Origin of the sequence: Bacillus sp. NMTD17, from assembly GCF_002998735.1 — a bacterium.
GTDB lineage: Bacteria > Bacillota > Bacilli > Bacillales > Bacillaceae > Bacillus.
This window is the reverse complement of the sequence record NZ_PVRH01000005.1, coordinates 97,771-123,491: the sequence shown is the minus strand read 5'-3', so window position 1 is coordinate 123,491 and position 25,721 is coordinate 97,771. Positions and strand designations below refer to the sequence as shown.

The 25,721-nt window shown below is 43.1% G+C and carries 23 protein-coding genes and 1 riboswitch; of the genes, 2 read left to right on the top strand and 21 right to left on the bottom strand.

From position 1 onward, the window contains the following. Positions 1-25: 25 nt before the first annotated feature. Complete coding sequence (locus tag C6347_RS14845; protein WP_106071771.1) at positions 26-1,342, bottom strand: CitMHS family transporter; 1,317 nt, start codon at positions 1,340-1,342, stop codon at positions 26-28. 153 nt (positions 1,343-1,495) lie between these two features. Then, a complete protein-coding gene (locus C6347_RS14840) occupies positions 1,496-2,356 on the bottom strand; it encodes a LysR family transcriptional regulator (protein WP_095285545.1) in 861 nt (286 codons plus the stop codon). Between the two features lie 136 nt (positions 2,357-2,492). Between C6347_RS14840 and C6347_RS14835 the strand changes: the two genes are divergently transcribed. Then, entirely contained in the window at positions 2,493-3,623 is a 1,131-nt protein-coding gene (locus C6347_RS14835) for a 2-methylaconitate cis-trans isomerase PrpF family protein (protein WP_106071770.1), read from the top strand. A 27-nt stretch (positions 3,624-3,650) separates the two neighbouring features. On the opposite strand, the gene C6347_RS14830 is transcribed toward C6347_RS14835, so the two are convergent. The 5 genes from C6347_RS14830 to C6347_RS14810 form a co-directional block, all read right to left on the bottom strand. After that, positions 3,651-4,370: a biotin--[acetyl-CoA-carboxylase] ligase gene (locus C6347_RS14830; protein WP_106061217.1), complete on the bottom strand. Its 720-nt coding sequence runs from the start codon at positions 4,368-4,370 to the stop codon at positions 3,651-3,653. A 78-nt stretch (positions 4,371-4,448) separates the two neighbouring features. Further along, positions 4,449-4,910 (bottom strand): acyl-CoA thioesterase, encoded by a 462-nt coding sequence (locus C6347_RS14825; protein WP_060596955.1) that lies wholly within the window; start codon positions 4,908-4,910, stop codon positions 4,449-4,451. Positions 4,911-5,031: 121 nt separating this feature from the next. Continuing rightward, positions 5,032-5,796 (bottom strand): succinate dehydrogenase iron-sulfur subunit, encoded by a 765-nt coding sequence (gene sdhB, locus C6347_RS14820; protein WP_060596956.1) that lies wholly within the window; start codon positions 5,794-5,796, stop codon positions 5,032-5,034. Between the two features lies 1 nt (position 5,797). Next, positions 5,798-7,558 carry a succinate dehydrogenase flavoprotein subunit gene (sdhA, locus tag C6347_RS14815; RefSeq protein ID WP_012010817.1) on the bottom strand — a complete coding sequence of 587 codons (1,761 nt, stop codon included), beginning with the start codon at positions 7,556-7,558 and terminating at the stop codon, positions 5,798-5,800. 37 nt (positions 7,559-7,595) lie between these two features. After that, positions 7,596-8,204, bottom strand: coding sequence for a succinate dehydrogenase cytochrome b558 subunit (locus C6347_RS14810; protein ID WP_047945318.1), 609 nt, complete (start codon positions 8,202-8,204; stop codon positions 7,596-7,598). Positions 8,205-8,484: 280 nt separating this feature from the next. Here C6347_RS14810 and C6347_RS14805 point away from each other — a divergent pair, with 280 nt between their 5' ends. After that, a complete protein-coding gene (locus C6347_RS14805) occupies positions 8,485-8,928 on the top strand; it encodes a YslB family protein (protein ID WP_034661763.1) in 444 nt (147 codons plus the stop codon). A 163-nt stretch (positions 8,929-9,091) separates the two neighbouring features. Here the strand turns inward: C6347_RS14805 and C6347_RS14800 are convergent, their stop codons facing one another. From C6347_RS14800 to C6347_RS14735, 14 genes are all read right to left on the bottom strand, one after another. After that, positions 9,092-10,327, bottom strand: a complete 1,236-nt coding sequence (locus C6347_RS14800) for an aspartate kinase (RefSeq protein ID WP_106071769.1) — start codon at positions 10,325-10,327, stop codon at positions 9,092-9,094. Positions 10,328-10,467: 140 nt separating this feature from the next. Further along, positions 10,468-10,645, bottom strand: a riboswitch (Lysine riboswitch). Between the two features lie 63 nt (positions 10,646-10,708). Further along, entirely contained in the window at positions 10,709-12,481 is a 1,773-nt protein-coding gene (gene uvrC / locus C6347_RS14795) for an excinuclease ABC subunit UvrC (RefSeq protein ID WP_106036942.1), read from the bottom strand. 139 nt (positions 12,482-12,620) lie between these two features. Further along, positions 12,621-12,935: a thioredoxin gene (gene trxA, locus C6347_RS14790; RefSeq protein WP_007501629.1), complete on the bottom strand. Its 315-nt coding sequence runs from the start codon at positions 12,933-12,935 to the stop codon at positions 12,621-12,623. A 245-nt stretch (positions 12,936-13,180) separates the two neighbouring features. Continuing rightward, positions 13,181-14,659, bottom strand: a complete 1,479-nt coding sequence (locus tag C6347_RS14785; RefSeq protein WP_066030577.1) for an alpha-N-arabinofuranosidase — start codon at positions 14,657-14,659, stop codon at positions 13,181-13,183. 75 nt (positions 14,660-14,734) lie between these two features. After that, complete coding sequence (locus C6347_RS14780) at positions 14,735-15,712, bottom strand: electron transfer flavoprotein subunit alpha/FixB family protein (protein WP_106036944.1); 978 nt, start codon at positions 15,710-15,712, stop codon at positions 14,735-14,737. A 44-nt stretch (positions 15,713-15,756) separates the two neighbouring features. Next, a complete protein-coding gene (locus C6347_RS14775; RefSeq protein ID WP_060596961.1) occupies positions 15,757-16,530 on the bottom strand; it encodes an electron transfer flavoprotein subunit beta/FixA family protein in 774 nt (257 codons plus the stop codon). A 31-nt stretch (positions 16,531-16,561) separates the two neighbouring features. Further along, positions 16,562-17,341, bottom strand: coding sequence for an enoyl-CoA hydratase (locus tag C6347_RS14770; protein ID WP_060596962.1), 780 nt, complete (start codon positions 17,339-17,341; stop codon positions 16,562-16,564). Positions 17,342-17,367: 26 nt separating this feature from the next. After that, positions 17,368-17,952 (bottom strand): fatty acid metabolism transcriptional regulator FadR, encoded by a 585-nt coding sequence (locus tag C6347_RS14765; protein WP_003216590.1) that lies wholly within the window; start codon positions 17,950-17,952, stop codon positions 17,368-17,370. Positions 17,953-18,120: 168 nt separating this feature from the next. Continuing rightward, positions 18,121-19,842: an AMP-binding protein gene (locus C6347_RS14760; protein ID WP_060596963.1), complete on the bottom strand. Its 1,722-nt coding sequence runs from the start codon at positions 19,840-19,842 to the stop codon at positions 18,121-18,123. Between the two features lie 101 nt (positions 19,843-19,943). Continuing rightward, positions 19,944-20,399 carry an immunity 63 family protein gene (locus C6347_RS14755; RefSeq protein ID WP_066030575.1) on the bottom strand — a complete coding sequence of 152 codons (456 nt, stop codon included), beginning with the start codon at positions 20,397-20,399 and terminating at the stop codon, positions 19,944-19,946. A 162-nt stretch (positions 20,400-20,561) separates the two neighbouring features. Next, positions 20,562-20,966, bottom strand: a complete 405-nt coding sequence (locus C6347_RS14750) for a DUF350 domain-containing protein (RefSeq protein ID WP_007501637.1) — start codon at positions 20,964-20,966, stop codon at positions 20,562-20,564. Positions 20,967-20,980: 14 nt separating this feature from the next. Next, positions 20,981-23,338: an endonuclease MutS2 gene (locus C6347_RS14745; protein ID WP_034662047.1), complete on the bottom strand. Its 2,358-nt coding sequence runs from the start codon at positions 23,336-23,338 to the stop codon at positions 20,981-20,983. A 21-nt stretch (positions 23,339-23,359) separates the two neighbouring features. Next, positions 23,360-25,072: a DNA polymerase/3'-5' exonuclease PolX gene (gene polX / locus C6347_RS14740; protein WP_066030574.1), complete on the bottom strand. Its 1,713-nt coding sequence runs from the start codon at positions 25,070-25,072 to the stop codon at positions 23,360-23,362. Positions 25,073-25,186: 114 nt separating this feature from the next. Further along, on the bottom strand, positions 25,187-25,720 hold the full coding sequence (locus C6347_RS14735) for a CvpA family protein (protein ID WP_034661786.1): 534 nt from the start codon (positions 25,718-25,720) through the stop codon (positions 25,187-25,189). Between the last annotated feature and the right edge of the window lies 1 nt (position 25,721).

Below are 25,721 nucleotides of genomic sequence, written 5' to 3'. Positions count from 1 at the left end.
GACATCGTCCTTTTCATACACGTATTCAAAAGATAGAAATGGCTCCTGTTAACAAAGCGATCAATGTTGTAAAAAGGGCTGTTAACACAGTCCACAGCAGTGCGTATTTTTGCAAATCGCCAATATCTTTGTTCAGCATACTGACAAGAAGCAGCGTTGAAGCCACAAGAGGGCTCAGCAAGTGAACAGGCTGTCCTATAATAGAGGCACGTGCAATCTCCACCGGATCAATTCCGTATGCTGCGCCGGCTTCAGCCAAGATTGGCAGCACTCCGAAATAGTAAGCATCATTTGAAAGAACAAATGTAAATGGCATACTCGTTAAAGCGACAATGAGTGGAAAAAATGAGCTGTAGGAATCCGGAATCATGTAAATGACCAAATTAGCAATGGACTCCACCATTTTTGTCCCCGAAAAAATGCCTGTGAAAATTCCTGCTGCAAACACAAGGGTAATGACCGTTAAGGCATTTCCTGCATGCGATAAAATTCGCTCGCGCTGATCTTCAACCTTTGGATAGTTGATCATGAGAGCGATGACAAATCCAATTAAAAAGAGAACTGGAATCGGTACGATATCTAAAACAAGTGTCGCCATCACCGCAATCGTCAAGAAGAAGTTCACCCAAATGAGGTTGGGTCTTTTCATGTCTTCTACTCCATCTTCGATTGACGCTGCCAATTCAGGGGAGATCGAGGCCTCTTCTTTGTGCTGAATCTCTGCGATCCCAATCCGTTTTCTTTCTTTTTTCCCAAGTACATAAGCAGTAAAAAGTATAAAAAGACCGCCTCCAACCATCGTTGGGAGTAATGGAATGAAAAATTCGCCTGCATCCAAGCCAAGCGCAGCAATTGCACGAGTAGCTGGACCGCCCCATGGCGTCATTCCGCTCATAATTCCTAATGATAATAATGAAACTGTTCCTAAAATTAACGGGTTCATCCCAATTCTTAAGAAAAGTGGCAGCATAGCTGATACGGTAATCATGTAAGTTGTTGTTCCATCACCATCTAATGCAACAAGCATAGACAAAATTGCTACCCCAAAAGCAATTTTGACAGGATCACCTTTCACAATACGTAAAATGAGTTTAATCAGTGGATCAAACAGCCCAGCATCCAGCATGACACCAAAGAATAAAATCGCAAATAACAATAAAGCAGCTGATGGTGCAACAGTTTTCAGTCCATCAAGCATCATGTCCCCTAATCCTTTGTTAAAGCCACCGATCAATGCAAATATGATAGGTACAACGGTTAGAGCCACCACCGGATGCATACGTTTCGTCATAATAAGAAATGTAAATGTCAAGACCATCAAGATCCCTAAAATAGCTAGCACTTCATATCCCTCCATCCTCTTCTTCACATGATCTGCAAGCGCCCCTTTGCACTTGCAACCTACATGTTAGCGCTTTCTATTTCAAGGATATAATAGCTTTTTTTATAATGAAAATATCGATTTTTTCGTATATTCAATAAATTTCTTTTATAATTAACCTTGCTGATTTCTTAAAAACTCAATGAACGCTTTCACAACAGATAAATGAAGGGAGTCTGGCTGGTACATAAGCCATGTATCTCTTAAAACAGGCTGTCCATCTTTATACGAAAGACCTTTTACAAATAACTCATCACTTGGTCTGAGGCAAATTTCTGGGACAATGGCATAACCTAAACCATGCTTGACCATCTCTTTTGATGTATCCTGGCGGTCTGTCTCCATCGTCACAAGTGGAGGCATGGTGAACGTTTCCTGCCACCATCTGTTAATCAATCGTTTTAATGAACTATCTGTATGATAGTCAATGAGCGGCAGCTTTGGGAGGTCTTTCAGCTGGATTTCTGATTTTGAAATGATACAAAGCCGCTCTTTATCGAGCAAAAACCGCTCTCCATTCCAGTCGTAATCCCCTCTTAAAATCCCTAAATGGACACTTGATGTGCCTAATAAGTCCATGACTTTCGTGCTCCAGCCTGTATTCACCATAAATTGAACATGTGGATACTGCTTAGAAAATTCTTTTAAAATTTCTGGCAGTTTATACTGGGCAAAGTTACTTGAGACCCCTAACCGAATTGTTCCTTTGACCTTTTTTTGCATATTGAGCATGCCATCTTTCGTTTGCTGGAGCTGTTTGAGCATGTCATTTGCGTATTTAGCCAAGTACTCGCCCTCTGACGTAAATTCAATTCCTCGTTTTCTTTTAAAGAAAAGCTTCATATCAAACTCCTCTTCAAGCTGTTTCAATCGATAGCTTAAGGCAGGCTGAGAGACAAATAATTTTTCTGCCGCTTTTGTGATGTTCTTTTCTTCATAGAGCACCTTTAGAAACCGCCAATCTTTTTCATCCATTATATGCCCTCCTTTTTTACTAATTATAAAATATTTTTATCGATTATTCTCAAAATAATGTATTTAACTTATTTCTTATTATACTTTACCATTTTGGTTAGATAAACAGTTCATTAAAAAATTGAGGGTGAGAGTAATGAGAAAAGTTCCAATCACAATCATGCGAGGCGGTACAAGTAAAGGGGTATTCATTCAAGCAAACAATGCACCATTTGAACACGATGAGCTCGAGGCATTTCTACTAGACATTATGGGCAGCCCTGACCGGTTGCAGGTCGATGGAATCGGCGGCGGTAATTCTTTAACAAGCAAAGTGGCCATTATCGATAAAGCCACCCGCCCAGATGTGGATGTGAACTATACATTTGCACAAGTCAGCATTAATGAGAGATTTGTCGACTTTAAAGGAAACTGTGGGAACATCTCATCAGCTGTTGGACCATATGCCATCATTAAAGGACTTGTTCAAGCGGTCGAGCCCATTACGACTGTACGTATCCTCAATACCAACACAAATAAAGTCATTACAGCAGAGGTCGAAGTCGAAAATGGAGAAGTAAAATTTGAGGGACAGGCAGAAATTCCAGGAGTAAAAGGGACAGGTTCTCCCATTTATTTATCTTTTGAAAATCCTGAAGGTGCTGTCACAGGTAAAACCTTTCCGACTGGAAACAAAATTGATACGATTCAAACAAAGTTTGGAGAGATTCCCATCTCGATTGTTGACATTGCAAATCCAATTGCCTTTATTCGTGCCAAAGATATTCAATTAAAAGGAACTGAATTGCCTGAAGAGTTTACAGACGAATTATTGGATGATTTAGAAGAAATTCGTTCTATCGCTGCTGAAATGTGTCACTTTGCACCAAAAGAAATGGCGACATTACAGTCTCCAGCTGTTCCAAAGCTTGCGCTCATTAGCGAGCCTGCTGATTATGTAGATACTAATGGAATCTTGAGAAGAGCAGCCGATATGGACATCATCGTTCGTATGCTATCGATGCAAAGACCGCACCAAGCACTTGCCATTACCGGCTCTGTCTGCGTGACAGCCAGCTGTTTCTTGGATGAAACGCTTCCGGCTCAGCTGTTTAAAGGGCATGACGACACACTTCGTATTGGACATCCTGCTGGTATTATGCAAACTGAAATTGACATCTCTCAAAACAGAGTCAAAGTCATTCGAACCGCAAGAGAAATTCTAGACGGAGTTGTCTTTACAAAACAAGATTATATTGTGCAGCCTCATATTAAAAGAGAAGCCTAAAGCAGACGAGAACATCGTCTGCTTTTTTTAATGCTGAAGCGGGGCATCAATATCTCCAGCAGAATGAGCTTTTATCTGCCCTTTCTCATCTTTTAACTGGAGATGACCGTAGCGGTTGACCCCGCAGCAAATGCCTTCTTCCCATGTTTGTTTTTCACGATCTAACGAAATGCGTAGGGGCTTGTTGAGACGATATAACCGTTTGTTATAGAGGGCAGTGAGTGCTTCAAACCCTTCATTCTGCCAGCGTGAATGGTACTTTTCAAAAGCCGCTGCCAGTTCTTTCACTAGCTGATCGGCTTTCACCTCTGTCAGCTCTGATAAGCAAATGGTTTTGTACGGGACATGCTCCGGCTTCGTCTCTACATTGATGCCAACACCGATATAAATGGAACTGCGGTCTGCTTCAATTAATGTGCCGGATACCTTTGCTTCATTAATGAGAATATCATTAGGCCATTTGATCGCCAGCCGATCCTCCGCTCTCATGAGTGGTTTCAGAACATCATAGATTGCTAGTGCTGTCAGCGGGGCGATCGTTGACTGGGTGGAGAGTTCTGCTGGCGGTAAGACTGTCATGGTCACCGCCACATTCCCTAAAGGCGTTTCCCACGGCCTGCCGAGTCTGCCTCTTCCTGCTGTCTGCTGGCGTGCATAGACAGCAAATGAGGGCTTTTCTCCTTGCTGCATGAGCCTTTTCGCTTCATTATTTGTACTATCAATGGTGTCATATTGAAAAATCTTCATGTGTTCTCCTCTTGTTTCTTCTTGATATGATGCTTTTATTATAACAAAATGAAGCGTGCATGTTGATGAGCCAGCATGTTACTCATTTCGCTGCGCCTGAAACGTCTCTTTTTCTTCCTCTGTAAACGGGACAGATGCGCCTGTGTCTTTACTAATTTGCACCATGGTGACTGAGCCTGTAAAGCAAGGTTCCTGCTGCTCATTTTCTCCTAAATAATGAAGGATGAGTGAGCTTGATCCGACCTTTTCCGGCTTGACATACACACGAAGCCTCTCCCCAATCTCTACCTGCTTGATGTAATCACATTGCAGGTTTGCGACGACTGTAATGGTCTCCCTCACACGTTTCATCCGTTTATCAACAATTCCCGTCTTTTGAAAAAAGGCAATTCGTGCCTCTTCGAAATACACAAAAGGGGTGACATTGTTCATATGGCCAAACATATCCGTTTCTGAAAAACGAACGGTGGTTTCGACATAAAATCGAAAGGATGCCCTCCACTCTTCAAATGGTTCTTCAATATATGACGGCAATCTCACTTGATCATCTCCTTATTTGGAAACAAAACGCCTCTCCCGTATTGGAAGAGGCGTTTGTTTATATGTTGCATCCAGCCTCTTAAACACTCATCATGATTGGCAAAGAGGACTGAATGTGATGTTATTCTGCGTGATCGCTTCCGAAGAAGTTACGGAATGCTTGTAAAGTTGTATCTCGGTTAAGTGCTGCAATTGACGTTGTCAGCGGGATTCCTTTCGGACAAGCCTGCACACAGTTTTGGGAGTTCCCGCAGTTCGCAAGACCGCCGTCCCCCATAATTTCTTCTAGACGGTCAGACTTATTCATCGCACCTGTCGGATGTGCGTTAAATAAACGGACTTGTGAAAGCGGTGCAGGGCCCATAAAGGAAGACTTATCATTCACGTTTGGACAAGCTTCAAGGCAGACACCACATGTCATACATTTAGAAAGCTCATACGCCCATTGACGTTTTTTCTCAGGCATTCTTGGTCCAGGACCGAGATCATATGTGCCATCGATCGGTACCCATGCTTTCACCTTTTTCAAGGAATTGAACATCCGGCTTCTATCAACCTGCAAGTCTCTCACAACCGGGAATGTCTTCATCGGCTGAAGACGAATCGGCTGATCTAACTGATCGATGAGTGCTGTACATGACTGGCGCGGTGTTCCATTAATGACCATGGAACAAGCTCCGCACACCTCTTCAAGACAGTTCATATCCCAGTTAATCGCTGTTGTTTTTTCCCCTTGTTTATTGACCGGGTTCCGTCTTATTTCCATAAGGGCGGAAATGACGTTCATATTTGGGCGGTAAGGGATTTCGAATTCTTCATCATAAGGCTTTCCATCTGCTGTATCTTGACGTGTGATAATGAATTGAATCGTGTTTTTTTCACTCATCTTATTTCTCCACCTTTTTCTTCGAGTAATCTCGTTTACGAGGTGCAATTAACGATACATCGACGTCCTCATAGTGGAATGCAGGCTTTTGATTTTTCCCTTTGAACGTAGCCATCGTTGTTTTTAGGAATTCTTCATCGTTTCTCTCTGGGAAATCCGGTTTGTAGTGTGCGCCTCGGCTTTCATTCCGGTTGTATGCCCCGATCGTAATGACTCTTGCCAGCTGAAGCATGTTGTCAAGCTGACGTGTGAAGGCAGCGCCTTGGTTGCTCCATGAAGCTGTATCGTTGATGTTAATCTGCTTGTAGCGCTCCATTAATTCTTCGATCTTCTGATCTGTTTTTAAGAGTTTGTCATTGTAACGAACCACTGTGACGTTATCCGTCATCCATTCTCCAAGCTCTTTATGAAGCACGTATGCATTTTCTGTTCCGTCCATGCTGAGGATGTTGTCCCATTTCTCCTGCTCTTTCTTCACAGCGCTGTCAAATGTTGCAGAAGATAGGTCTTCCGCAGATTTTTCAAGGCCGCTAATGTACTTGACCGCATTTGGTCCAGCGACCATCCCGCCGTAAATCGCAGAAAGCAGTGAGTTTGCACCAAGTCTGTTTCCGCCGTGCATAGAGTAATCACATTCTCCGGCAGCGAATAGACCTTTGATATTCGTCATTTGATCATAATCAACCCATAATCCGCCCATTGAATAATGAACAGCAGGGAAAATTTTCATTGGAAGCTTACGCGGGTCATCACCCATGAACTTTTCATAGATTTCAATGATGCCGCCAAGTTTAATATCAAGTTCTTTTGGATCTTTATGAGAAAGATCGAGGTATACCATGTTCTCTCCGTTGATGCCAAGCTTTTGCTCGACACATACGTCGAAGATTTCACGCGTTGCGATATCACGCGGTACAAGGTTCCCGTATGCTGGGTATTTTTCTTCAAGGAAGTACCAAGGTTTCCCGTCTTTATATGTCCAAACACGTCCGCCTTCACCACGAGCCGATTCACTCATGAGACGAAGCTTGTCATCTCCAGGGATCGCTGTTGGGTGAATTTGAATGAATTCTCCATTTGCGTAATGAGCACCTTGCTGATAGACGATGGATGCAGCAGATCCAGTGTTGATCATCGAGTTCGTTGATTTACCGAACACAATTCCAGGACCACCAGTTGCCATGATCACTGCATCTGAACGGAAGGATTCAATTTCCATTGTCGTCAAGTTCTGCGCGACAATGCCTCGGCATACTTCCTCGTCATCTAACACAGCGCCAAGGAATTCCCAGCCTTCATATTTCGTGACAAGCCCTGCTACTTCATAGCGGCGAACCTGCTCATCTAGTGCATATAATAGCTGCTGACCTGTTGTAGCTCCAGCAAATGCTGTACGGTGGTGCTGTGTTCCCCCGAAGCGGCGGAAGTCCAGTAATCCCTCTGGTGTTCTGTTAAACATGACACCCATCCGATCAAGTAAGTGGATAATGGACGGCGCTGCTTCACACATTGCCTTTACTGGCGGCTGGTTGGCTAAGAAATCTCCGCCATACACCGTGTCATCAAAATGCTCATAAGGTGAATCCCCTTCACCTTTTGTATTGACCGCTCCGTTGATTCCGCCCTGTGCACAGACAGAATGCGAACGTTTCACAGGTACGATTGAAAATAGTTTAACAGCTGTTCCCGCTTCTGCTGCTTTGATAGTTGCCATGAGACCAGCTAAGCCGCCTCCGACAACGATGATGCTAGAATTACTCATTGTAGCCCCTCTCCCTCTTCTACTAATCTATTTCCTCTTAAACAAAAGCGAAAATTGCTCTTAGCCCTACATATGAAAGCGCTATAAATATACCTAATGTCACATATGTGGAGATTCTTTGTGAGCGTGGTGAAACAGTAATTCCCCAGCTGACAGCAAATGACCACAAGCCATTAGCAAAGTGGAAAATAGTAGATAAAACGCCGACAATATAGAAGCCTAGCATAAATGGAGAGCTTAAAATATTCGCCATCATGTCATAGTTCACTTCAGCTCCAAGCTGAGCTTGAATTCGTGTTTCCCATACGTGCCAAGTGACAAAAATTAATGTGATGATACCTGAAATCCTTTGCAGTCTGAACAACCAGTTTCTTAAGTAACTGAAGCGAGACGTGTTGTTTTGTGCCGTAAAGGCTATGTACACCCCATAAACAGCATGATAGATCAGTGGTAAGAAAATCACGAACAGCTCAAGTGCATATCTGAATGGAAGCTGTTCCATAAAGTGTGCAGCTTTGTTAAACGCCTCTGGTCCATTCGTCGCAAAGTGGTTAATCACTAAGTGCTGTACTAAAAATAGACCGACCGGAATGACGCCAAGCAAAGAATGCAATCTCCGATAAAAAAATTCTTTGTTCCCCGACATTACTTTACCCCCTAGTAAAAAGTGCAATTGCTGAAAATTGTCTTACCCCCGCTTCTTTCAATTGTAAGCACTTTATTCAAATTTATTGACAATTTCATTTTACTCCTATGTCAAAAAAGCGTCAAGAAACCGCGTACATAAATTAAAATTTTCCGAAATTTAAAAGTTTTAAATCAAAATTCGTTTTACTACAATAAGAATTTCTTAGACTTCAGGGAAAACTCTGTCATCATATGCTTACATAAGCTATAATAAATTGTTGAAAGAGGGGAGCCGTACAATGAATAAATTCGAATCTAACTTAGAACAGCTAAAAGAAATTGAAGTCAATGGATTTGCCTACGAGCTGATACGCGAAGTTCTGCTGCCTGATATTTTGGGTCAGGATCATTCATCTATGATGTATTTTGCGGGTAAACTGCTTGCTCGTAAATTTCCTCAAGAGTCATGGGAGAAGATCCCCGAATTTTTCCATGATGCCGGATGGGGAACGCTCACGATGGTCCATTCGAAAAAACAGGAAATTGAGTTTGAGCTCGAAGGTCCACTTGTATCAAATCGAATCACCTATCAAAAGGAGCCATGCTTTCAGATGGAAGCGGGTTTTATTGCTGAACAAATTCAGCTTCTCAACGAGCACGTGGCTGAATCTTATGAACAAGTGAAAAAGCGTGCTGATAAAGTCATTTTAACCGTTAAATGGGATTTAAGAGACCCTAGCTAACACTCTTTATGAAAGGCGCGGACTTCAGGTCACGCCTTTTTGTAGTCTTCTTCTATCATAGCATACTTAGTGAATGGGTTTACGCACGTTTTCCTTTCTGGTATGCGGCGCTTTCCATTAAAAAAGAGGTGCACTCTTTCATGAGATACACCTCCCTGCCTTTTTAAGAGTGAGCAGTTGCACTCACCTTTGATAAATCAAACGCATCATGCAGCGCTTCAACTGCTTTGACCATATCATCTCGTCCAACCACTGTTGAGACTTTGATTTCAGACGTACTGACCATTTTCACTTGTATGTCTTTTTCCGCTAACACAGCGAACATTTCAGCGGCTACTCCTGGATTTGAGACCATACCAGATCCAACGATAGATACTTTGGCTAATTTACTTTCTGTCTCGATCTGCTCGTAGCCAAGCGCTCCTTTATACTCTTCTAATACTTCAACTGTTTTGGACAAATCATCCGTTTTCACAGAGAAAGAGATGGACGTCTGATTGGTGCTTGTGACGGACTGAATGATGATATCGACATTGATATTTTGCTTCGCAAGCGTCGTAAAGATGGTCGACAATGTGGTGAGACCGCTTGAAAGACCGCACACCGTCACGCGTGTAATCTGATCCTCAAATGCAATGCCTCTGACGACTAAATTTTGTTCCATGGATGATTCCTCCTCAATTAACGTACCCGATTCATTTTCAATACTAGAACGGACTTCTAGTGGGACTTGATAATTTTTTGCAAATTCAACAGCTCTCGGATGCAAGACGCCAGCTCCTAAATTAGCCAGTTCGAGCATCTCATCGTATGAAATACCTGCAAGTTTCCGCGCGGATGGTACATAACGCGGATCTGTCGTAAACACTCCTGGTACATCTGTGTAAATATCACATTTATCAGCCTTTAATGCGGCAGCAAGTGCCACAGCCGTTGTATCTGATCCACCGCGTCCAAGTGTTGTGATATGTAAGTCATCTGCAATTCCTTGGAAGCCAGCTACAACAACGACTTTTCCCGCACTTAATTCCTCTTTTATTCTTGATTCATCAATATCCACGATTCTTGCGTTACCATGTACTTGCTCTGTTTTCATACCAGCCTGCCAGCCTGTAAAGGAAATGGCATCATAGCCTTTTGCTTGCAGCGCCATCGTTAATAAGGAAATGGTCACTTGCTCTCCAGTTGCGAGCAGCATATCCATTTCTCTTTTGCTTGGATGATCTGTGAGTTCTTTCGCTAGGTCTACTAGAACATCCGTAGATTTGCCCATTGCCGACACAACCACAACCACATCATGTCCGGCCTCGCGTTCAGCGATGACTCTCTCTGCGGCATTGCGAATTTTTTCTGTTGATCCAACGGACGTTCCGCCAAATTTTTGTACAATTAGTCCCATGTCTACCACCCTTTTTCAAAAGATCACGTGTGAGAGAAGAGGCAAGAAGCGGCTTTGGAGACTGTCTGCTCACTGCAAATAAAAAAGCAATGAGAGAACAGATCTCCCATTGCTTTAAAATCATCATTAAACGATGCAAACAATGAGATAGCCCTCCAAGAAATACATTCTTGACAGCCCTACATTTCTTCAATGTACAGCCAGCGAATAAAATGAGTGGATTTTATTCACTTCGGCGACGCTCCCCTTTCAGCCCTCTTCCTAGATCCCATCGATCTCTGAAGGCTTACTCTTGAAGTTCGCACCTCTATCTTCAACAAACAACACGTTCATTTATTAAATTTAGTCACAAGCTTAACAGACTTTTGGAAAAAGTACAATCTATTTTTTTAATGCTTCCCTTAAAAGTTCGGCCGTCTGTTTCGGGATGCCAGCCTCCTGAAAGTCTTGGATAGAGGCTTCTTTCATCTTTTTCACAGAGCCAAAATGTTTAAGAAGCTGTTTTTTACGCTTTTCTCCGATACCTGGCACATCGTCTAAAATAGATTGAAATGCATTTTTTCCTCGCAGCTGCCTGTGAAAGCTAATAGCGAACCGGTGCACTTCATCTTGAATGCGCTGCAATAAATAGAAGGCCTGGCTATTCCGCTCCAGCGCAACAATTTCCAGTGTATCTCCTATCATCAGATTCGAAGTCCGGTGCTTTTCATCTTTCACTAGACCTGCCACTGGGACAGACAGATTCAATTCATTTTCAAGCACATCTATCGCTGCATTGATCTGTCCCTTTCCTCCGTCAATTAAAATTAAATCTGGCAGCGGCAGCTCATCCTTTAACACGCGGGTATATCGCCTTCTAATGACTTCACGCATCGATGCATAATCATCTGGCCCTGTGACGGTTTTAATTTTGTATTTTCGGTATTCCTTTTTATACGGCTTCCCGTCCTGAAAGACGACCATGGCAGAAACCGGGTCTGCACCTTGAATATTCGAGTTATCAAATGCTTCAATCCGGTACGGCATATAAATATTTAGTGCATCCCCAAGCTGCTTCACCGCACCAATGGACCGCTCTTCATCACGCTCAATGAGCGAAAATTTTTCTTTTAAGGCGATTTTGGCATTTTGATGGGCAAGTAAAAGCAAATCCTTTTTCTTTCCTTTTTTCGGCTGATGAACGTTCGTCTCGAGCAATTGTTCAATCATCTCTTGATCTACGCTGTCTGGCACCAAAATTTCCTTCGGCAGAAAGTGATTGTTCTTTGCATAAAATTGCCCCATAAACGTGAGGAACTCTTCCTCAGGGTCTTGATACATAGGAAATAGGCTGACATCGCGTTCAATCAATTTCCCCTGCCTGATGAAGAAGACCTGGACACACATCCAGCCCTTGTCATAGGCATATGCAAAGACATCTCGATCTGATAAATCGCTCATCGTCATTTTCTGCTTTTCCATCGTTGAGTCGATGTAAGCGATTTGGTCTCTCAGTTCTTTTGCCCGTTCAAACTCTAATTGTTCGGCGGCTTCCTGCATCTTTTCGTTTAGTTCTTTTTTGATTTGCTGATGCCCTCCGTTTAGAAACCTTGTGATTTCGTCCACGAGCTGCTTATTCGTTTCTTGAGAAATGTCATATACGCACGGCGCGAGACATTGTCCAAGATGATAATATAGACAGACGCGATCAGGAAGGGTTGCACATTTTCTCAGTGGATATAAACGGTCGAGCAGCTTCTTCGTTTCTCTGGCTGCTTGTACGTTCGGGTATGGTCCGAAATATTTCCCTTTGTCCTTTTTCACATTGCGGGTGACGATCAGCTTAGGATGCCGTTCATTCGTAATTTTAATAAAAGGATACGTTTTGTCATCCTTAAGCATGACGTTGTATTTTGGGTCGTATTTTTTGATTAAATTTAGCTCTAAAATGAGTGCCTCGATATTAGAAGAGGTGACAATGTATTCAAAGTCCTCAATTTCACTGACAAGCCGCTGCGTTTTGGCGTCATGAGATCCCGTGAAATAAGAGCGCACTCTATTTTTTAAGACCTTTGCCTTTCCCACATAAATGACTGTATTTTGTCGATCTTTCATTAAGTAGCAGCCTGGTTGATCTGGCAAGACCGATAGCTTTTCTTTGATCAGTTTGTTCATATTTTCATCCGTCCTTGTTTTCCTCTTTCACTCCTTCTAGTGTATCACGAACATTTGTTTTATACCATGTTGAAAGAAAAGCGGCTCTCGTCTTTACGAGAACCGCTTCATTGAGTATGCCGCTCGGGCATAGACAGGTTTATAGATGTTTGTTGACAAGTTCAGCAAGTGCTTCTTTTGGTTTGAAACCAACAGATGTTTCTACCACTTCACCGTCTTTTAAAACAAGAAGTGTTGGGATACTCATCACGCCGTATTTACCAGCAGTTTCTTGGTTATCGTCTACATCAATTTTTACAATTTTCATTTTGTCGCCCATTTCTTGATCAAGTTCTTCAAGAACTGGAGCAATCATTTTACATGGTCCGCACCATGGTGCCCAAAAGTCCGCAAGAACAACACCTTCTGCAGTTTCTTGTGAAAATGTTGCGTCAGTCGCTTTTACGATTGCCATTATTCATTCCTCCAATGTAAATTATGCTTTTTAGTATAGCATCTACCAATGTGACTTGCGAATGAAATGCTTACGAATCATTTTTTATGAAATGAATTAAAAAACAAACCGTACAATCGCACCAATGACAACAATTGCACCGATAATCATGAGAATCGTTCTAAGCATATAAATAACTCCCTTTCCGCTTCATTTACAATGTATGATGCCCCAACATCCTGCTCATCAAACATCTAAATATGCGATCAAGCCAGATCGACCGTGATCATCACCACCGACATTGGCGGCAGATCTATGGTCAATTCACCGGGTTTTACAGCAAATTGCTGAAACTCTGCTGGCTGGACAGCATGAGGATCGTCAAATGTGTTGTGCGCATTCATGCGGTCCGCTGTCAGCACGCGGCCCGTGACTTTCGTTTGAGCATCCAAACCTTCAATGGCAAGGGATACTTCGTTTTGTTCATGCGGATTCAGGTGACAGAAGCTAATATGCATCTTATCTGACGAACGCGAAGCTGACACACTAACCTGAGGTATTTTTTCTCCTCTGCGTTCATAAGGCGTTGACACAAACTCCACTTCAAGTGCTTCTTCCTCTTGATGCACTTGAAACATGTGAAACACATGATACGTAGGCGTTAGGAGCATCTTTTCGTCTTCCGTTAACACCATTGCTTGCAGAACATTGACCGTCTGGGCAATATTCGCCATATGAATCCGCTGGCAATGACGATGAAATATATGAAAATGCAGAGCACAAACAAGGGCGTCTCTTAGTGTGTTCTGCTGATACAAAAACCCAGGATTTGTCCCTGGCTCTGGGTCATACCATGTTCCCCATTCATCAATAATCATCCCGATTCGCTTGTCTGGATCATAACGATCCATGATCTCTCCATGATCCACGACAAGCCGTTCCATCTCATAGGCTTTTTTCAACGTGATAAACCATTCATCCTCATCAAATTCAGTCGCTGACCCTTTTTTCTCCCATGTACCGGGTACAGTGTAGTAATGCAAACTGAGTCCATCCATCCAAGGTGCGGCCCGCTCCATTAATACTTTTGTCCAATTCACGTCATTTGAATTTGCGCCGCACGCGATTTTGTATATCGTCTGACCCGCAAACTCTCTCACATACGTTTGATAACGTTTATATAAATCAGCATAGTATTCAGGCGTCATATTCCCGCCGCAGCCCCAGCTTTCATTGCCTACACCAACATAGGTCAGCTTCCAAGGTTCTTGTTTTCCATTTTGAATACGCCAATCAGACATAGGTGTTCCCTTTGGAAATGTAATATACTCGACCCATTCTGCTAATTCTTGAACAGACCCGCTTCCCACATTCCCGCAAATATAAGGCTCACATTCAAGCAGCTCACACAATTTCATAAATTCATGCGTACCAAATGCATTGGATTCAACCGTGCCGCCCCAATGAGTGTTCACCATCGGTTTTCGTTCACTGAGATCACCTACACCATTTGCCCAATGATACTCGTCTGCGAAGCAACCGCCTGGCCACCTAAGCACCGGAATATGTAATGCTTGAAGAGCCTTTAGCACATCCGTACGAATCCCCTCAATATGATCAATCGCTGAATCTTTTCCTACCCAAATCCCGTCATAAATCCCTCTTCCTAAATGCTCTTGAAAGTGTCCATAGATGTGTTTAGAAATACGTCCGATCACGTCATTGACTTTTACTGTCCCCTTCACTTGTCAACCGCTCCTTTGTTTATTGATTACATACAAAAAAACCCAGAATACCTAGGCATTCTGAGTGTATGAGCGTTACGAGTGGATATTCATCTTTTTTAACTCTTCATTCAAAAGCGGTACCACTTCAAACAAATCACCGACGATTCCATAATCGGCAATTTTGAAGATCTCGGCTTCTGGGTCTTTGTTAATCGCCACAATGACTTTACTGTTAGACATTCCGGCTAAATGCTGAATCGCCCCTGATATCCCGCACGCAATATAGAGATCAGGTGTGACGACCTTACCTGTTTGCCCAATTTGCAGGGCATAATCACAGTAGTCTGCATCACAGGCGCCACGCGAGGCACCGACTGCTGCGCCCAGCGTTTCGGCGAGTTCATTCAGTGGTTCAAACCCTTCCTTGCTCTTGACCCCGCGTCCCCCGGCGACGATGACCTTTGCTTCAGATAAATCTACACCTTCTGACGTTTTTTTAATGACTTCCTTCACAATCGTTCGCAGGTTCTGAATATCGACAGAAACCGGTGTAATTTCTCCGCTTCGTGAGGCATCCCGCTCAAGAGGTGCCACGTTGTTTGGCCGTATGGTCGCCAAAAGCAGACGATCTGTTGAAATCACTTTTTCGAAGGCTTTACCAGAGTAAATCGGTCTAGTGAAAACGAGGTGTTCTCCGGTAACGCTTACATCAATCGCATCTGAAATTAGGCCAGTCTGCAAGCGTGCAGCTATTTTCGGCGACAAGTCTTTTCCGATAGACGTATGGCCAAAGAGTACGGCATCTGGGTCAACCTGATCTAATATCGCTTGAAGCGCCTGCGCAAAACCATCTGATGTATAGTATGAAAGGTGCGGATGCTCCACAATCATGACATGATCCGCTCCATAGTAAAGCAGTTCATTCGCTAGGTCTTTGACGTCTTCCCCTATTAACACGCCAATGACTTCACCGCCATCTGCCACTTGATGAGCGGCAGCAATGGCTTCAAATGTCACATTTCTTAATTTACCGTCACGACTTTCTCCAAGTACAACAACTTTTTTACTCATCTTTCAAGTTCCCCCTTGTTCTCGTGATATCGTAAAGCGGATGTTTAGATGACCTTTGCTTCGTTTCTTAGTAGATCTGTCAGTTCTTTGACTTGATCCTGAAGCTCACCGCTGAGCACCTTGCCACCCTCTTTTTTCTCCGGTAAGAAACGTTCAATTGTTTTGATTTTATATGGCACATCGTCTTCATCAAGATCTAAATCATCAAGTTCCACTTCTTCTAAAGGCTTTTTCTTTGCCTTCATAATGCCTGGTAATGATGGATAGCGAGGCTCATTGAGTCCTTGCTGGGCAGTGACGACAAGCGGGAGCTCGGCAGAAATGACTTCCACGTCACCTTCCGCATCTCGTTCAATCGAAGCAGAGCCTCCGTCAATTTGAATACTTGTAATCGTTGTGACATATGAAAAGCCAAGTAATTCAGCAAGACGCGGGGCAACCTGTCCAGAGCCCCCGTCAATTGCCACATTCCCTGCTAAAATTAAGGAAGCCTCTTTGTCTTTTAAATAGTGGTAAAGAATCGTAGAAGCTGAATATTGATCCCACTCTTCTAAGTCGTCTTCCACATTTAATAAAACGGCTTGATCGCAGCCCATAGCGAGCGCTGTTCTCAGCTGCTTCTCCGCATCCTCACTGCCAACTGTCACAACGGTCACTTCTCCCCCGTGCTCGTCACGAAGCTGGATGGCTTCTTCTATGGCGTACTCGTCATAAGGATTAATAATGAACTCTGCTCCATCTTCTTGAATTGCACCAGACTGAATGGAAATCTTCTCTTCCGTGTCAAACGTACGCTTCATCAAAACAAATATATTCATCCATTTCTCCCCCTTGTGTCGTTCTAATCCCTTATTCCCCTTTAAAATTCGGTTTGCGCTTTTCGATAAAGGCTTGGATACCTTCTTTAGCATCATTCGATTGGAAAATCTCACCGAACTTTTTGGCTTCCAGTTTCATTCCGCCATCATATGAATACAATTTTGTTGCGTTCAATAAATCCAGCACATACTCGAGTGATTTTGGGCTTTTCGTTGCAAATTTTGCCGCAAGTGTTTTGGCTTCTTCAAGCGCCTCTTCCTCTGTTTCTGCCAGCTTTGAAACAAGTCCGCAGGCGAATGCTTCTTCACCTGTAATCGGTTCAGCTGTACCCATCATTTCCAGAGCTTTAGCCGAACCAACATAGCGCGGCAGGCGCTGCGTGCCGCCGAATCCTGGAATGATGCCGAGGTTTAGTTCCGGCAGTCCAAGCTTCGCATCTTTTGTTGCGATTCGGATATCACAAGACATTGCAAGCTCAAGGCCCCCGCCTAATGCAGCTCCGTGAATCGAGGCAATGACTGGTTTTGGACATTGCTCAATCCGTTCAAAGACCTGCTGCCCTCTGTCTGCAAGGCTTGAATAGTCAGACTCTTCCTGTAACGTCGTAAATTCCTTAATATCAGCACCTGCTGAGAAAAATCTACCTTCTCCGTGGATCACAATGGCTCTTACTTCTTCATTTTGTTCGAGCTGGTCAAACATGTCATTTAGCTCGGTGAGCAGCTGAGAAGATAAGGCGTTTGCTGGTGGATGCTGAATCGTAATAAGTGCTGTCTGTCCTTCATGATGTAAGGTGAGTATCTTTTCCATGTCAATCATCCTTTTTCAAAATGTCTTTAAGATTGATGTATTCCGTTTAAGAGTAGATCACGTACGTTTTCTGCGAGTGCAGGAAGATCATATTTTTGATCATTCATGACCCATGTTGTAGCGGTCTCATCAATCGTCCCAAATACCATTTGTCTCGCTAAGCGGACATCTAGATTTTGTCTAAATTCTCCTGTTTTCTTTCCTTCTGCTAAAATCGACTCGAGCATATTTAAATACCCTTTCAGCACCTCATTGATTTTTTGCCGCAGCTCAAGGTTTGACTGCCTGAGTTCGAGCTGTGTCACAAGAGCCAAATGATGATTTTGCGCAAGCATACGAAAATGCTCCTCAATGAGCAGTAAAAGCTTTTCTTTCGCCGACGGTTTCTTTTGAATATCTGTTTCCATCCGTTCGATGAATTGTCCCATTTTTTCTTTGAACAATGAGATCAAAATATCCTCTTTATTTTTGAAATAAAGATAAATGGTTCCGTCTGCTACCCCTGCTTGTTTCGCAATCTTTGAAACTTGTGATTGATGATAGCCGTTCTCTGCAATCACCACAACTGCTGCATCAATAATTTGCATGTACTTCGGTCTTTTCTGCTTCAATGTGCTTCGTCCCTTTCTAAATTGAATGAGTATTCATTCATAACTTCATGTTAAAAAGAAACGGGCGATTTGTCAAGTGATCTTCTTGTTTCTTTTCCACCTTTAGCATAACAGAGCAGGCGGTCAACATTCAAATCATCCGGCCGGTGGACCGGATGATGCAGATCGTTATGTTTTCGGTTGATCGGCAGGCGTTTCAGATGAAGAAGCGTGCTTTCTTTTTTCTTCTTCAATTAATACTCTGCGCAAAATCTTCCCGACGGCTGTTTTAGGCAGTGATTCTTTAAATTCATACACGCGTGGTACTTTAAATGAGGCAATTCTCGTCCTGACAAAGCGATCAAGTTCGTCCTCTGTTAAGTAGGCATCCTTTTTCGGCACAATAAATGCTTTCACTGTTTCTCCTCTGTACGGATCTGGAATACCAGCGACGACGACTTCTTGTACAAGCTCATGCTCATAAAGGGCTTCTTCGACCTCTCTTGGGTAAATATTATAGCCGCTCGCTATGATGACATCTTTTTTCCGGTCGACGATATAGAAAAAACCGTCCTCATCCATATACCCTATATCTCCGGTGAAAAACCAGCCATCTCGTAATACAGCCGCTGTCTCCTCTGGCTGATTCCAGTATCCCTTCATGATCTGCGGCCCTTTGACAATGATTTCTCCATGCTCATATGGTTCTTTTAGGCCTCCAGTTTCCTCGCAATAAATACCGGCATCTGTATTAGGCCACGGACAGCCAATGCTGCCTGTTTTGTTCGCTCCCCATAAAAAGTTAGCATGGGTGACGGGTGAGGTTTCTGAAAGTCCATACCCTTCCACTAAGCGTCCTCCTGTTAATTTTTCAAAGCTTTGTTTGACTTCTACAGGAAGTGCCGCTGAGCCGCTTAGACATGCAGTGATGGACGACAGGTCATACTTTTCAATGTTCGGATGATGCAGCAAGGCGATATACATTGTTGGTGCGCCTGGAAATAGCGTCGGTTTCTGTTTTTCAATGGTTTTGAGGGTATCTGCGACATCAAAGCGTGGAAGAAGAATCAATTGATGCCCTTCTTTGACAGCAAGGTTTAAGACGGTCGTCATTCCGTAGACATGAAAAAACGGAATGATGCCGAGGATGCGTTCTTTCCCCCTGGTCGTTTTGTACATCCAGGAAGCGCACATTTCAGTATTCGCTAAAATATTTTCATGTGTGAGCATGACCCCTTTTGGTAAACCGGTCGTTCCGCCGGTATATTGCAAAACAGCGACATCCTCTTTCGGCTCAAAGGCAAGTGCGGGAATTTGCTGTTCACCTGCCGATTCTTTCGTGATCTGCGAGAAGTGATGAATGGTGTCATTTTTCTCCACTTGGATGACCATTTTATTTTTTCTTCTTTGCACAATAGGAAACAGTATGTTTTTCGGGAATGGTAAATAATCTTGTAGTTTGGTAATGATTAAGTGTTCCATACTTGTCAGCGCTTTCATTTTATAAGCCTTTGGATACAACAGATCTAGCGTGATCAGCACTTTGGCGCCGCTGTCCTCCATTTGATATTCCAGTTCTTTCTCCGTATAAAGCGGGTTTGTTTGAACAACGATGCCGCCTGCTATTAAAACAGCATAATAAGAAATGACCGATTGAGGGCAGTTCGGCAGCATGATCGCTACTCTGTCGCCTTTTTTTACGCCAATTTTCATCAGATGACTGGCTAGTTTCAATACGTCTTTTTGCAGCTGTTCATAGGTGATGTTCTTTCCTAGAAAATGAATGGCTGTATGCTCAGGTGCAGCCTCTGCGGAGCTGAATAAGTAAGATTGTAATGTTTCATTTGGGATGGTGAGTTCGTGGGGAATTTGATTCGGGTAATGCAGAAGCCAACGTTTATCTGACTGCATAAAAACCCTCCTTCCTGAACTTTCGTACTATTTTATTATAGCAAACTTTTCCTTAGGACAGTTTGCTTTTTTCTAATAGAGCTTGGTTCAATTGCACACTTTTACTTTTTCGCCGGTGTTTCTATAGAGGCTCTTTTTCCTTCATGATGCCACTGTTCATATAAACCGCCGATTGCACGAAATGACTCGTTGACTCTTTCCACGATCTGTTGATGGATACTAGGGTCATTCGGTAAATGCGTCTGGATGTTGTCGACTTGATGCTTCCTCATCATGTCAATGTAAACCGTGAGAAAAATGGTGTCTTCTAAAATCCAGTAAATAACTTCATCCGCCACTTTTGTTCTTTTATGCAGCATTTTCATCCCTCGTTCATATTGAATGAGGATATAACCACTCGAATCGATCTGAATATAGGGACTCAAATCATCAAAAAATCCTGACGTTTGAAATGGACGTGCAATATACGGTTCGTATATGTCTCTTGGAAGGGATGTCATTTGAAGACAAGTATCAATGCGCTTGATCAGTTCGTCTTTTTGCAGAATGTGCTTCATGTCATTCGCCGCCTTTGATGAGATAAAAGCTGCCAAGGGGTTCCCTGACAGCTTTCTAACGTTGTTTTTTTCATTTCACAGGAACAGATAAACGGCACCAATGACCGCAAAAGTGCAGGCAACTACGATTAATACTTTTGCTAGCTTTTCCATGTCGTCTCCTTAAATGCCGGCTGCTACTACGTAAGACAGCCCAACTGAAATGATGAGTGAAATAAACCCGACCGCTCTATTATCATTTTCAATCTCTTTGTCTACTTTAAATCGCGGTGTTAAAAATTCAAAAATGAAATAGCTGACAAGCAGCATCACAAAGCCGTATACGCCCCATCCAACCATTTGAAGAAGGGAATTGTGCTGTGCGATGGAATGCTGAAACACATTCGCAATCCCAAAGATCTTCCCGCCTGTTGCCATAGCAACAGCTAAGTTCCCCCGCTGGATCTCTTCCCAGTTTTTATAGGAGGTGACGAGTTCAAAAATGGTTAGAAATAAGACGAGACATAGGACGGCCACGCTGTAATAGGCGGCAATTTCCACAAGTTCATTTTCCCAAAAGGCTTTCATGCGTTTTCTCCTTTTTACTTTAATTCGACGATGGTGACGCCTGATCCTCCCTCACCTTGTTCGCCAAAACGAGCATTTTTCACACTTCGGTGCTGTTTCAGTAATTCCTGAACCCCTTTTCTGAGGGCGCCAGTTCCTTTTCCGTGAATAATCGACACGCGCGGATAACCAGCTAATACAGCATCATCTAAATATTTTTCGACTCTGCTTAAGGCATTTTCATAACGCTCTCCTCTTAAATCGAGCTCAAGCGAGACATGATAGTCTTTCCCTTTGACTGCCGTGATGGCTTTTTCTTGCTTAAATTCAGGTGCTGATTTGATAAATTCCATGTCTTTTTCTTTTACTTTCATTTTCAGAATGCCCATTTGGACACTCCATTCTTTGTCACCTGTTTGTTCAAGCAGCGTTCCTTTTTGCCCGAAGGTGAGCACTTTGACTTCGTCGCCTGACTTCAGCTGTCTTACTGCTTTTTTCGCTGGCTCTGGCTTTTTCTTCCGGTCAAACTCAGGGACCGCTTCTTCAAGACGCTTTCTCGCATCGATGAGTTCATGCTCTTTGAATGAGCGGTGCTCACTTTTTATCGAACGCAGCTCTTGAATGATATCTTCTGCTTCTTTTGATGCTTGTTCAATTTTCTCTTTCGCTTTATGTTCAGCTTCTTCGAGCAGTTTGTCCTTTTGCTCATTCCATTCAAGAATTTGTCTTTGCAATTCTTTATGAAGCTTTTCTGCTTCTTTTCTATAGACTTCTGTCTCATGCAGTTCTTCTTCTGCTTGTTTCTTGCTATCTTCTAATGACGCAATCATTTGGTCTACTTCATTATGCTCTGCATGCATATCTGCTTTTGCCCGGTCTATGAGGTGGTCAGGCAAACCAAGACGTTTGGAAATTTCAAATGCGTTACTTCGTCCAGGCACACCGATGAGCAGGCGGTACGTTGGTGATAAAGTTTCAATGTCAAACTCCACGCTTGCATTCGTGACGCCTTCCCGGTTATACCCATATGCCTTCAGCTCGGGATAATGAGTCGTTGCGATGACGCGTGCATTCGTTTGATGCACTTCATCTAAAATGCTCATCGCAAGTGCCGCACCTTCAGCTGGGTCTGTTCCTGCCCCTAATTCATCAAATAACACGAGTGAGTTAGATGTCAAATGCTTTAAGATATCTACAATATTGACCATATGAGATGAGAACGTACTCAAGCTTTGTTCAATGGACTGTTCGTCTCCAATATCAGCAAAGACTTGGTCGAACACAGCCACTTCAGAGCCTTCTTCAACTGGAATATGGAGGCCCGCCTGTGTCATCAGCGTCAGAAGACCCAGCGTTTTTAAAGTAACTGTCTTCCCCCCTGTATTTGGTCCAGTGATCACGATCGTTGAAAAATCTTTGCCGAGCTCAATATCATTTGCGACAACTTGATCCCGAGGCAATAGAGGATGTCTTGCTCGTTTTAAATAGATCTCTCCTTGATCATTCACAGCAGGCTTTGTGGCTTTTTCTGCCTTTGCATATTTAGCTTTAGCAAAAATAAAATCTAGCGTCTGCAGCTCCTTTACATTGTGAAGCAGTTCCCCAATGTGCTCTGACACGCTCTCTGTCAGCATTTGGAGGATCTTTTCAACCTCTTGCTTCTCTTTTAAACGGGTTTGCTGCAAGGTGTTATTTACATCCACGACCACTTGCGGCTCAATAAAAAGTGTTGCCCCAGATGATGATTGGTCATGAACAATTCCGCCGTAATTCGAGCGGTACTCTTGTTTCACCGGAATAACAAACCGATCATTACGAATGGTGACAATTGTGTCTGACAGCATTTTCGAAGCCGATTGTGAACGAATCATCGATTCTAATTTATCACGAACCTTTGATTCTAGTGAGCGTAATTGAATGCGCAATGAACGAAGTGCAGGGGTTGCATGATCAAGCACTTCTCCATTATCACCAATACAGCTTTCGATTTCTTTTCTGATTTCAGGCAGTAATATCAGCGTCTCAGCATATGTATGAAGGCGCGGTATGTCTACTCCATCTTCATACATGGACGTGAGAAAGTGCTTCATATTTTTCACCGCATATAATAGTCCTGCGATTTCCATCAGCTCAGATGGGCTTAATGTACTGCCGATTTCTGCCCGTTTAACTGCGCGTCTAATATCCGTTAACCCGCCAAATGGCGCAGACCCCTTTAAGCGAATCACATCTTGTGCTTCTGCTACCTCTTCCAGCAAATGCTGAATGGTTTCTATATCCGTCAGAGGTGTTAAATCCTGCGCTCTTTCTTTTCCTAATGTGGATGCGGTATAGGACATCACTTTTTCTTTTACTTTATGAAATTCTAATGATGCTAACACTTTTTGTTGCAGCATGGTCCAGCCTCCTAACGACTACCTGTCACGCGTTAAAAACTTTTTGATCTCGTTTAGAGTAAAAGTATTCACGACATTTGCTTTTGGTGTCCAGCCTTTTCTTGCAGCTGTTACACCGACTTCCATATGTTCCAGCATGGCGATGTTGTGCGCATCTGTATTGATCATGATGTTCACACCCGCTTCATTTGCTTTCATTAAATGCTCTGTTTTCAAATCAAGTCTTGACGGATTACTGTTGAGCTCAAGTGCAGTGCCCGTTTTCTTCGCAAGCTCTATGAGCTGATCTATATTTAGGGCATAGCCATCCCGTCTGCCGATCAAACGGCCTGTTGGATGTGCAATTAAATCGACATGCTGATTTCGCAAGGCATTTTCAAGGCGTTCCATAATGACTTCCTCCGGCTGAGAGAAGCTAGAATGAATAGACGCAATGACAAAATCCATGTCTTTTAAAAAGTCATCATCATAATCTAACGATCCATCCGGCAGGATATCCATTTCGACCCCTTTGAAAATGTGAAAATGCTCGAATTCCTGATTAAGCTTGTCAATTTCTTTAGCTTGCAGACGCAAACGTTCTTTTGTTAAACCGTTGGCTACTTTTAAATATTGCGAGTGGTCTGTAATGGCCATGTATTCATAGCCTTTTGCGATACATGCTTCCGCCATTTCACGAATAGAGAATGCTCCGTCACTCCATGTCGAGTGCATATGAAGGTCGCCTTTGATATCTTTCAGTTCTACAAACTGCATACTTTCTTTATACGTATCAATCTCCGCTCCGGTTTCACGAATTTCTGGCGGAATGAGCGGAAGTTGAAAATGCGCATAAAAAGCGCTCTCGTCTTCAAAAGTTTTCACTTCTCCAGTTTCAATCGTTTCCACACCATATTCGCTAATGCGCTCTCCGCGTTCCTTCGCAAGCTGACGCATTCGAATATTGTGATCTTTTGATCCAGTGAAATGGTGCAGCGTAGTCGCGAATTGGTCTGATGTCACAAGCCGGAAGTCCACACTGATCTCAAAATCAAGGGCAAGAATGACAGATACCTTCGTATCACCGCTTGCGATGACATCTTTCACATCATCAAGTGCAACGAGCTGCTCTCTGACTTGCTCAGGATCATCTGTCGCAATGATATAATCTAAATCTTTCACGGTTTCACGTGCACGTCTTAAACTGCCAGCTCTTGAAAAACGGATGATACCTTTCGTCTCTTCAAGCGCATGATCAATCCGCTCTGCCACATCTAATGCAAAGCCAATTGGCAGTCGTTCCGGCTGCTTTCCCGCTTCCTCAAGAGCCGCGAGAATCTTTTCTTCTGTTTTTTTGCCAAAGCCAGCAAGTGCTTGTACCTTTTCCGCTTCGCATGCTTCTCTTAGCGACTGTGCATCGTGGACGCCAAGCTCTTGGTAAAGCTTAGCGATCTTCTTCCCGCCAAGTCCTGGTAATTTTAAGAGCGGGACAAGTCCTTCAGGCACTTCCTTTTTTAATTGTTCGAGTGTTTCTGATTGTCCTTTTTCAATATACTCAGTGATCACAGCAAAGGTTCCTTTTCCAATGCCGGGTAATGCTAATAGATCATCTATTTGAGAAAGGCTGCGGTCATCTTGTTCCAGTGCCGCTGCTGCTTTACGAAAGGCAGAAATCTTAAAAGGATTATCTCCTTTCAGCTCCATATATACTGCAATTGTTTCAAGAAGTTTGATAATATCTTTTTTATTCATCTCTCATCCTCCAGCCGCTTTGGCATCTTCCTTTATAAATATACAAACTTTTCCTTCATCCTACAACTTTCTGTCATGGAATGAGAAAAAACTTCTCCAAGAAAGGAGAAGTTTTTAAACTCCATACGTCGTCCATAAGTCTTTGACAAGACTGGACAGATAAGGGGTGTTGCCTACGATCACATCTGCTAATATGGATTTGCTCATCATTGTTTGCAGTGCATCGACTGGAAGTAATGCAGCGACAAACAAGAGAATAAACACAAATAGATAGGTTTCAAGAAATCCTAAAACACCGCCAAGCAGTTTGTTGACCTGCTTAATCACAGGTATACTTGCAATGGTTGTGAGCAATCCGCCAATGATGGCGAGCAGGATTTTGGTCAAGATAAACAGAATGATAAACGCAATGGTATTATAATAAGCTGTTTCTAGATTCCCACTAAAGAAAGCGAGCTGCGCTTGACCGCCGCTAAAATTAGGCGCTGGAATCCACGTAAGCTGTGGTGCAAGTGACTGATAAAACATGGAAGCCACTAAGATAGAAACAACAAAGCTGATCAATTTAATCAATTGAAGAATAAACCCACGTTTTAGACCGACAAGCGTTCCCATAAGAAGCAAAAACAAAATGATGATATCGATCACG

Excerpts from the sequence above, each read along its gene's own strand:
- C6347_RS14780 (WP_106036944.1), bottom strand. The coding sequence starts at position 15,712 with ATGAGTAAAAAAGTTGTTGTACTTGGAGAAAGTCGTGACGGTAAATTA.
- C6347_RS14775 (WP_060596961.1), bottom strand. The coding sequence starts at position 16,530 with ATGAATATATTTGTTTTGATGAAGCGTACGTTTGACACGGAAGAGAAG.
- sdhA (WP_012010817.1), bottom strand. The coding sequence starts at position 7,558 with ATGAGTAATTCTAGCATCATCGTTGTCGGAGGCGGCTTAGCTGGTCTC.
- C6347_RS14810 (WP_047945318.1), bottom strand. The coding sequence starts at position 8,204 with ATGTCGGGGAACAAAGAATTTTTTTATCGGAGATTGCATTCTTTGCTT.
- C6347_RS14800 (WP_106071769.1), bottom strand. The coding sequence starts at position 10,327 with ATGGGACTAATTGTACAAAAATTTGGCGGAACGTCCGTTGGATCAACA.
- C6347_RS14750 (WP_007501637.1), bottom strand. The coding sequence starts at position 20,966 with ATGAAAGCCTTTTGGGAAAATGAACTTGTGGAAATTGCCGCCTATTAC.
- C6347_RS14770 (WP_060596962.1), bottom strand. The coding sequence starts at position 17,341 with ATGGAAAAGATACTCACCTTACATCATGAAGGACAGACAGCACTTATT.
- C6347_RS14835 (WP_106071770.1), top strand. The coding sequence starts at position 2,493 with ATGAGAAAAGTTCCAATCACAATCATGCGAGGCGGTACAAGTAAAGGG.
- polX (WP_066030574.1), bottom strand. The coding sequence starts at position 25,072 with ATGAATAAAAAAGATATTATCAAACTTCTTGAAACAATTGCAGTATAT.
- C6347_RS14840 (WP_095285545.1), bottom strand. The coding sequence starts at position 2,356 with ATGGATGAAAAAGATTGGCGGTTTCTAAAGGTGCTCTATGAAGAAAAG.
- C6347_RS14755 (WP_066030575.1), bottom strand. The coding sequence starts at position 20,399 with ATGAAGCACATTCTGCAAAAAGACGAACTGATCAAGCGCATTGATACT.
- uvrC (WP_106036942.1), bottom strand. The coding sequence starts at position 12,481 with ATGAACAAACTGATCAAAGAAAAGCTATCGGTCTTGCCAGATCAACCA.
- trxA (WP_007501629.1), bottom strand. The coding sequence starts at position 12,935 with ATGGCAATCGTAAAAGCGACTGACGCAACATTTTCACAAGAAACTGCA.
- C6347_RS14760 (WP_060596963.1), bottom strand. The coding sequence starts at position 19,842 with ATGCAGTCAGATAAACGTTGGCTTCTGCATTACCCGAATCAAATTCCC.
- sdhB (WP_060596956.1), bottom strand. The coding sequence starts at position 5,796 with ATGAGTGAAAAAAACACGATTCAATTCATTATCACACGTCAAGATACA.
- C6347_RS14830 (WP_106061217.1), bottom strand. The coding sequence starts at position 4,370 with ATGAAGATTTTTCAATATGACACCATTGATAGTACAAATAATGAAGCG.
- C6347_RS14805 (WP_034661763.1), top strand. The coding sequence starts at position 8,485 with ATGAATAAATTCGAATCTAACTTAGAACAGCTAAAAGAAATTGAAGTC.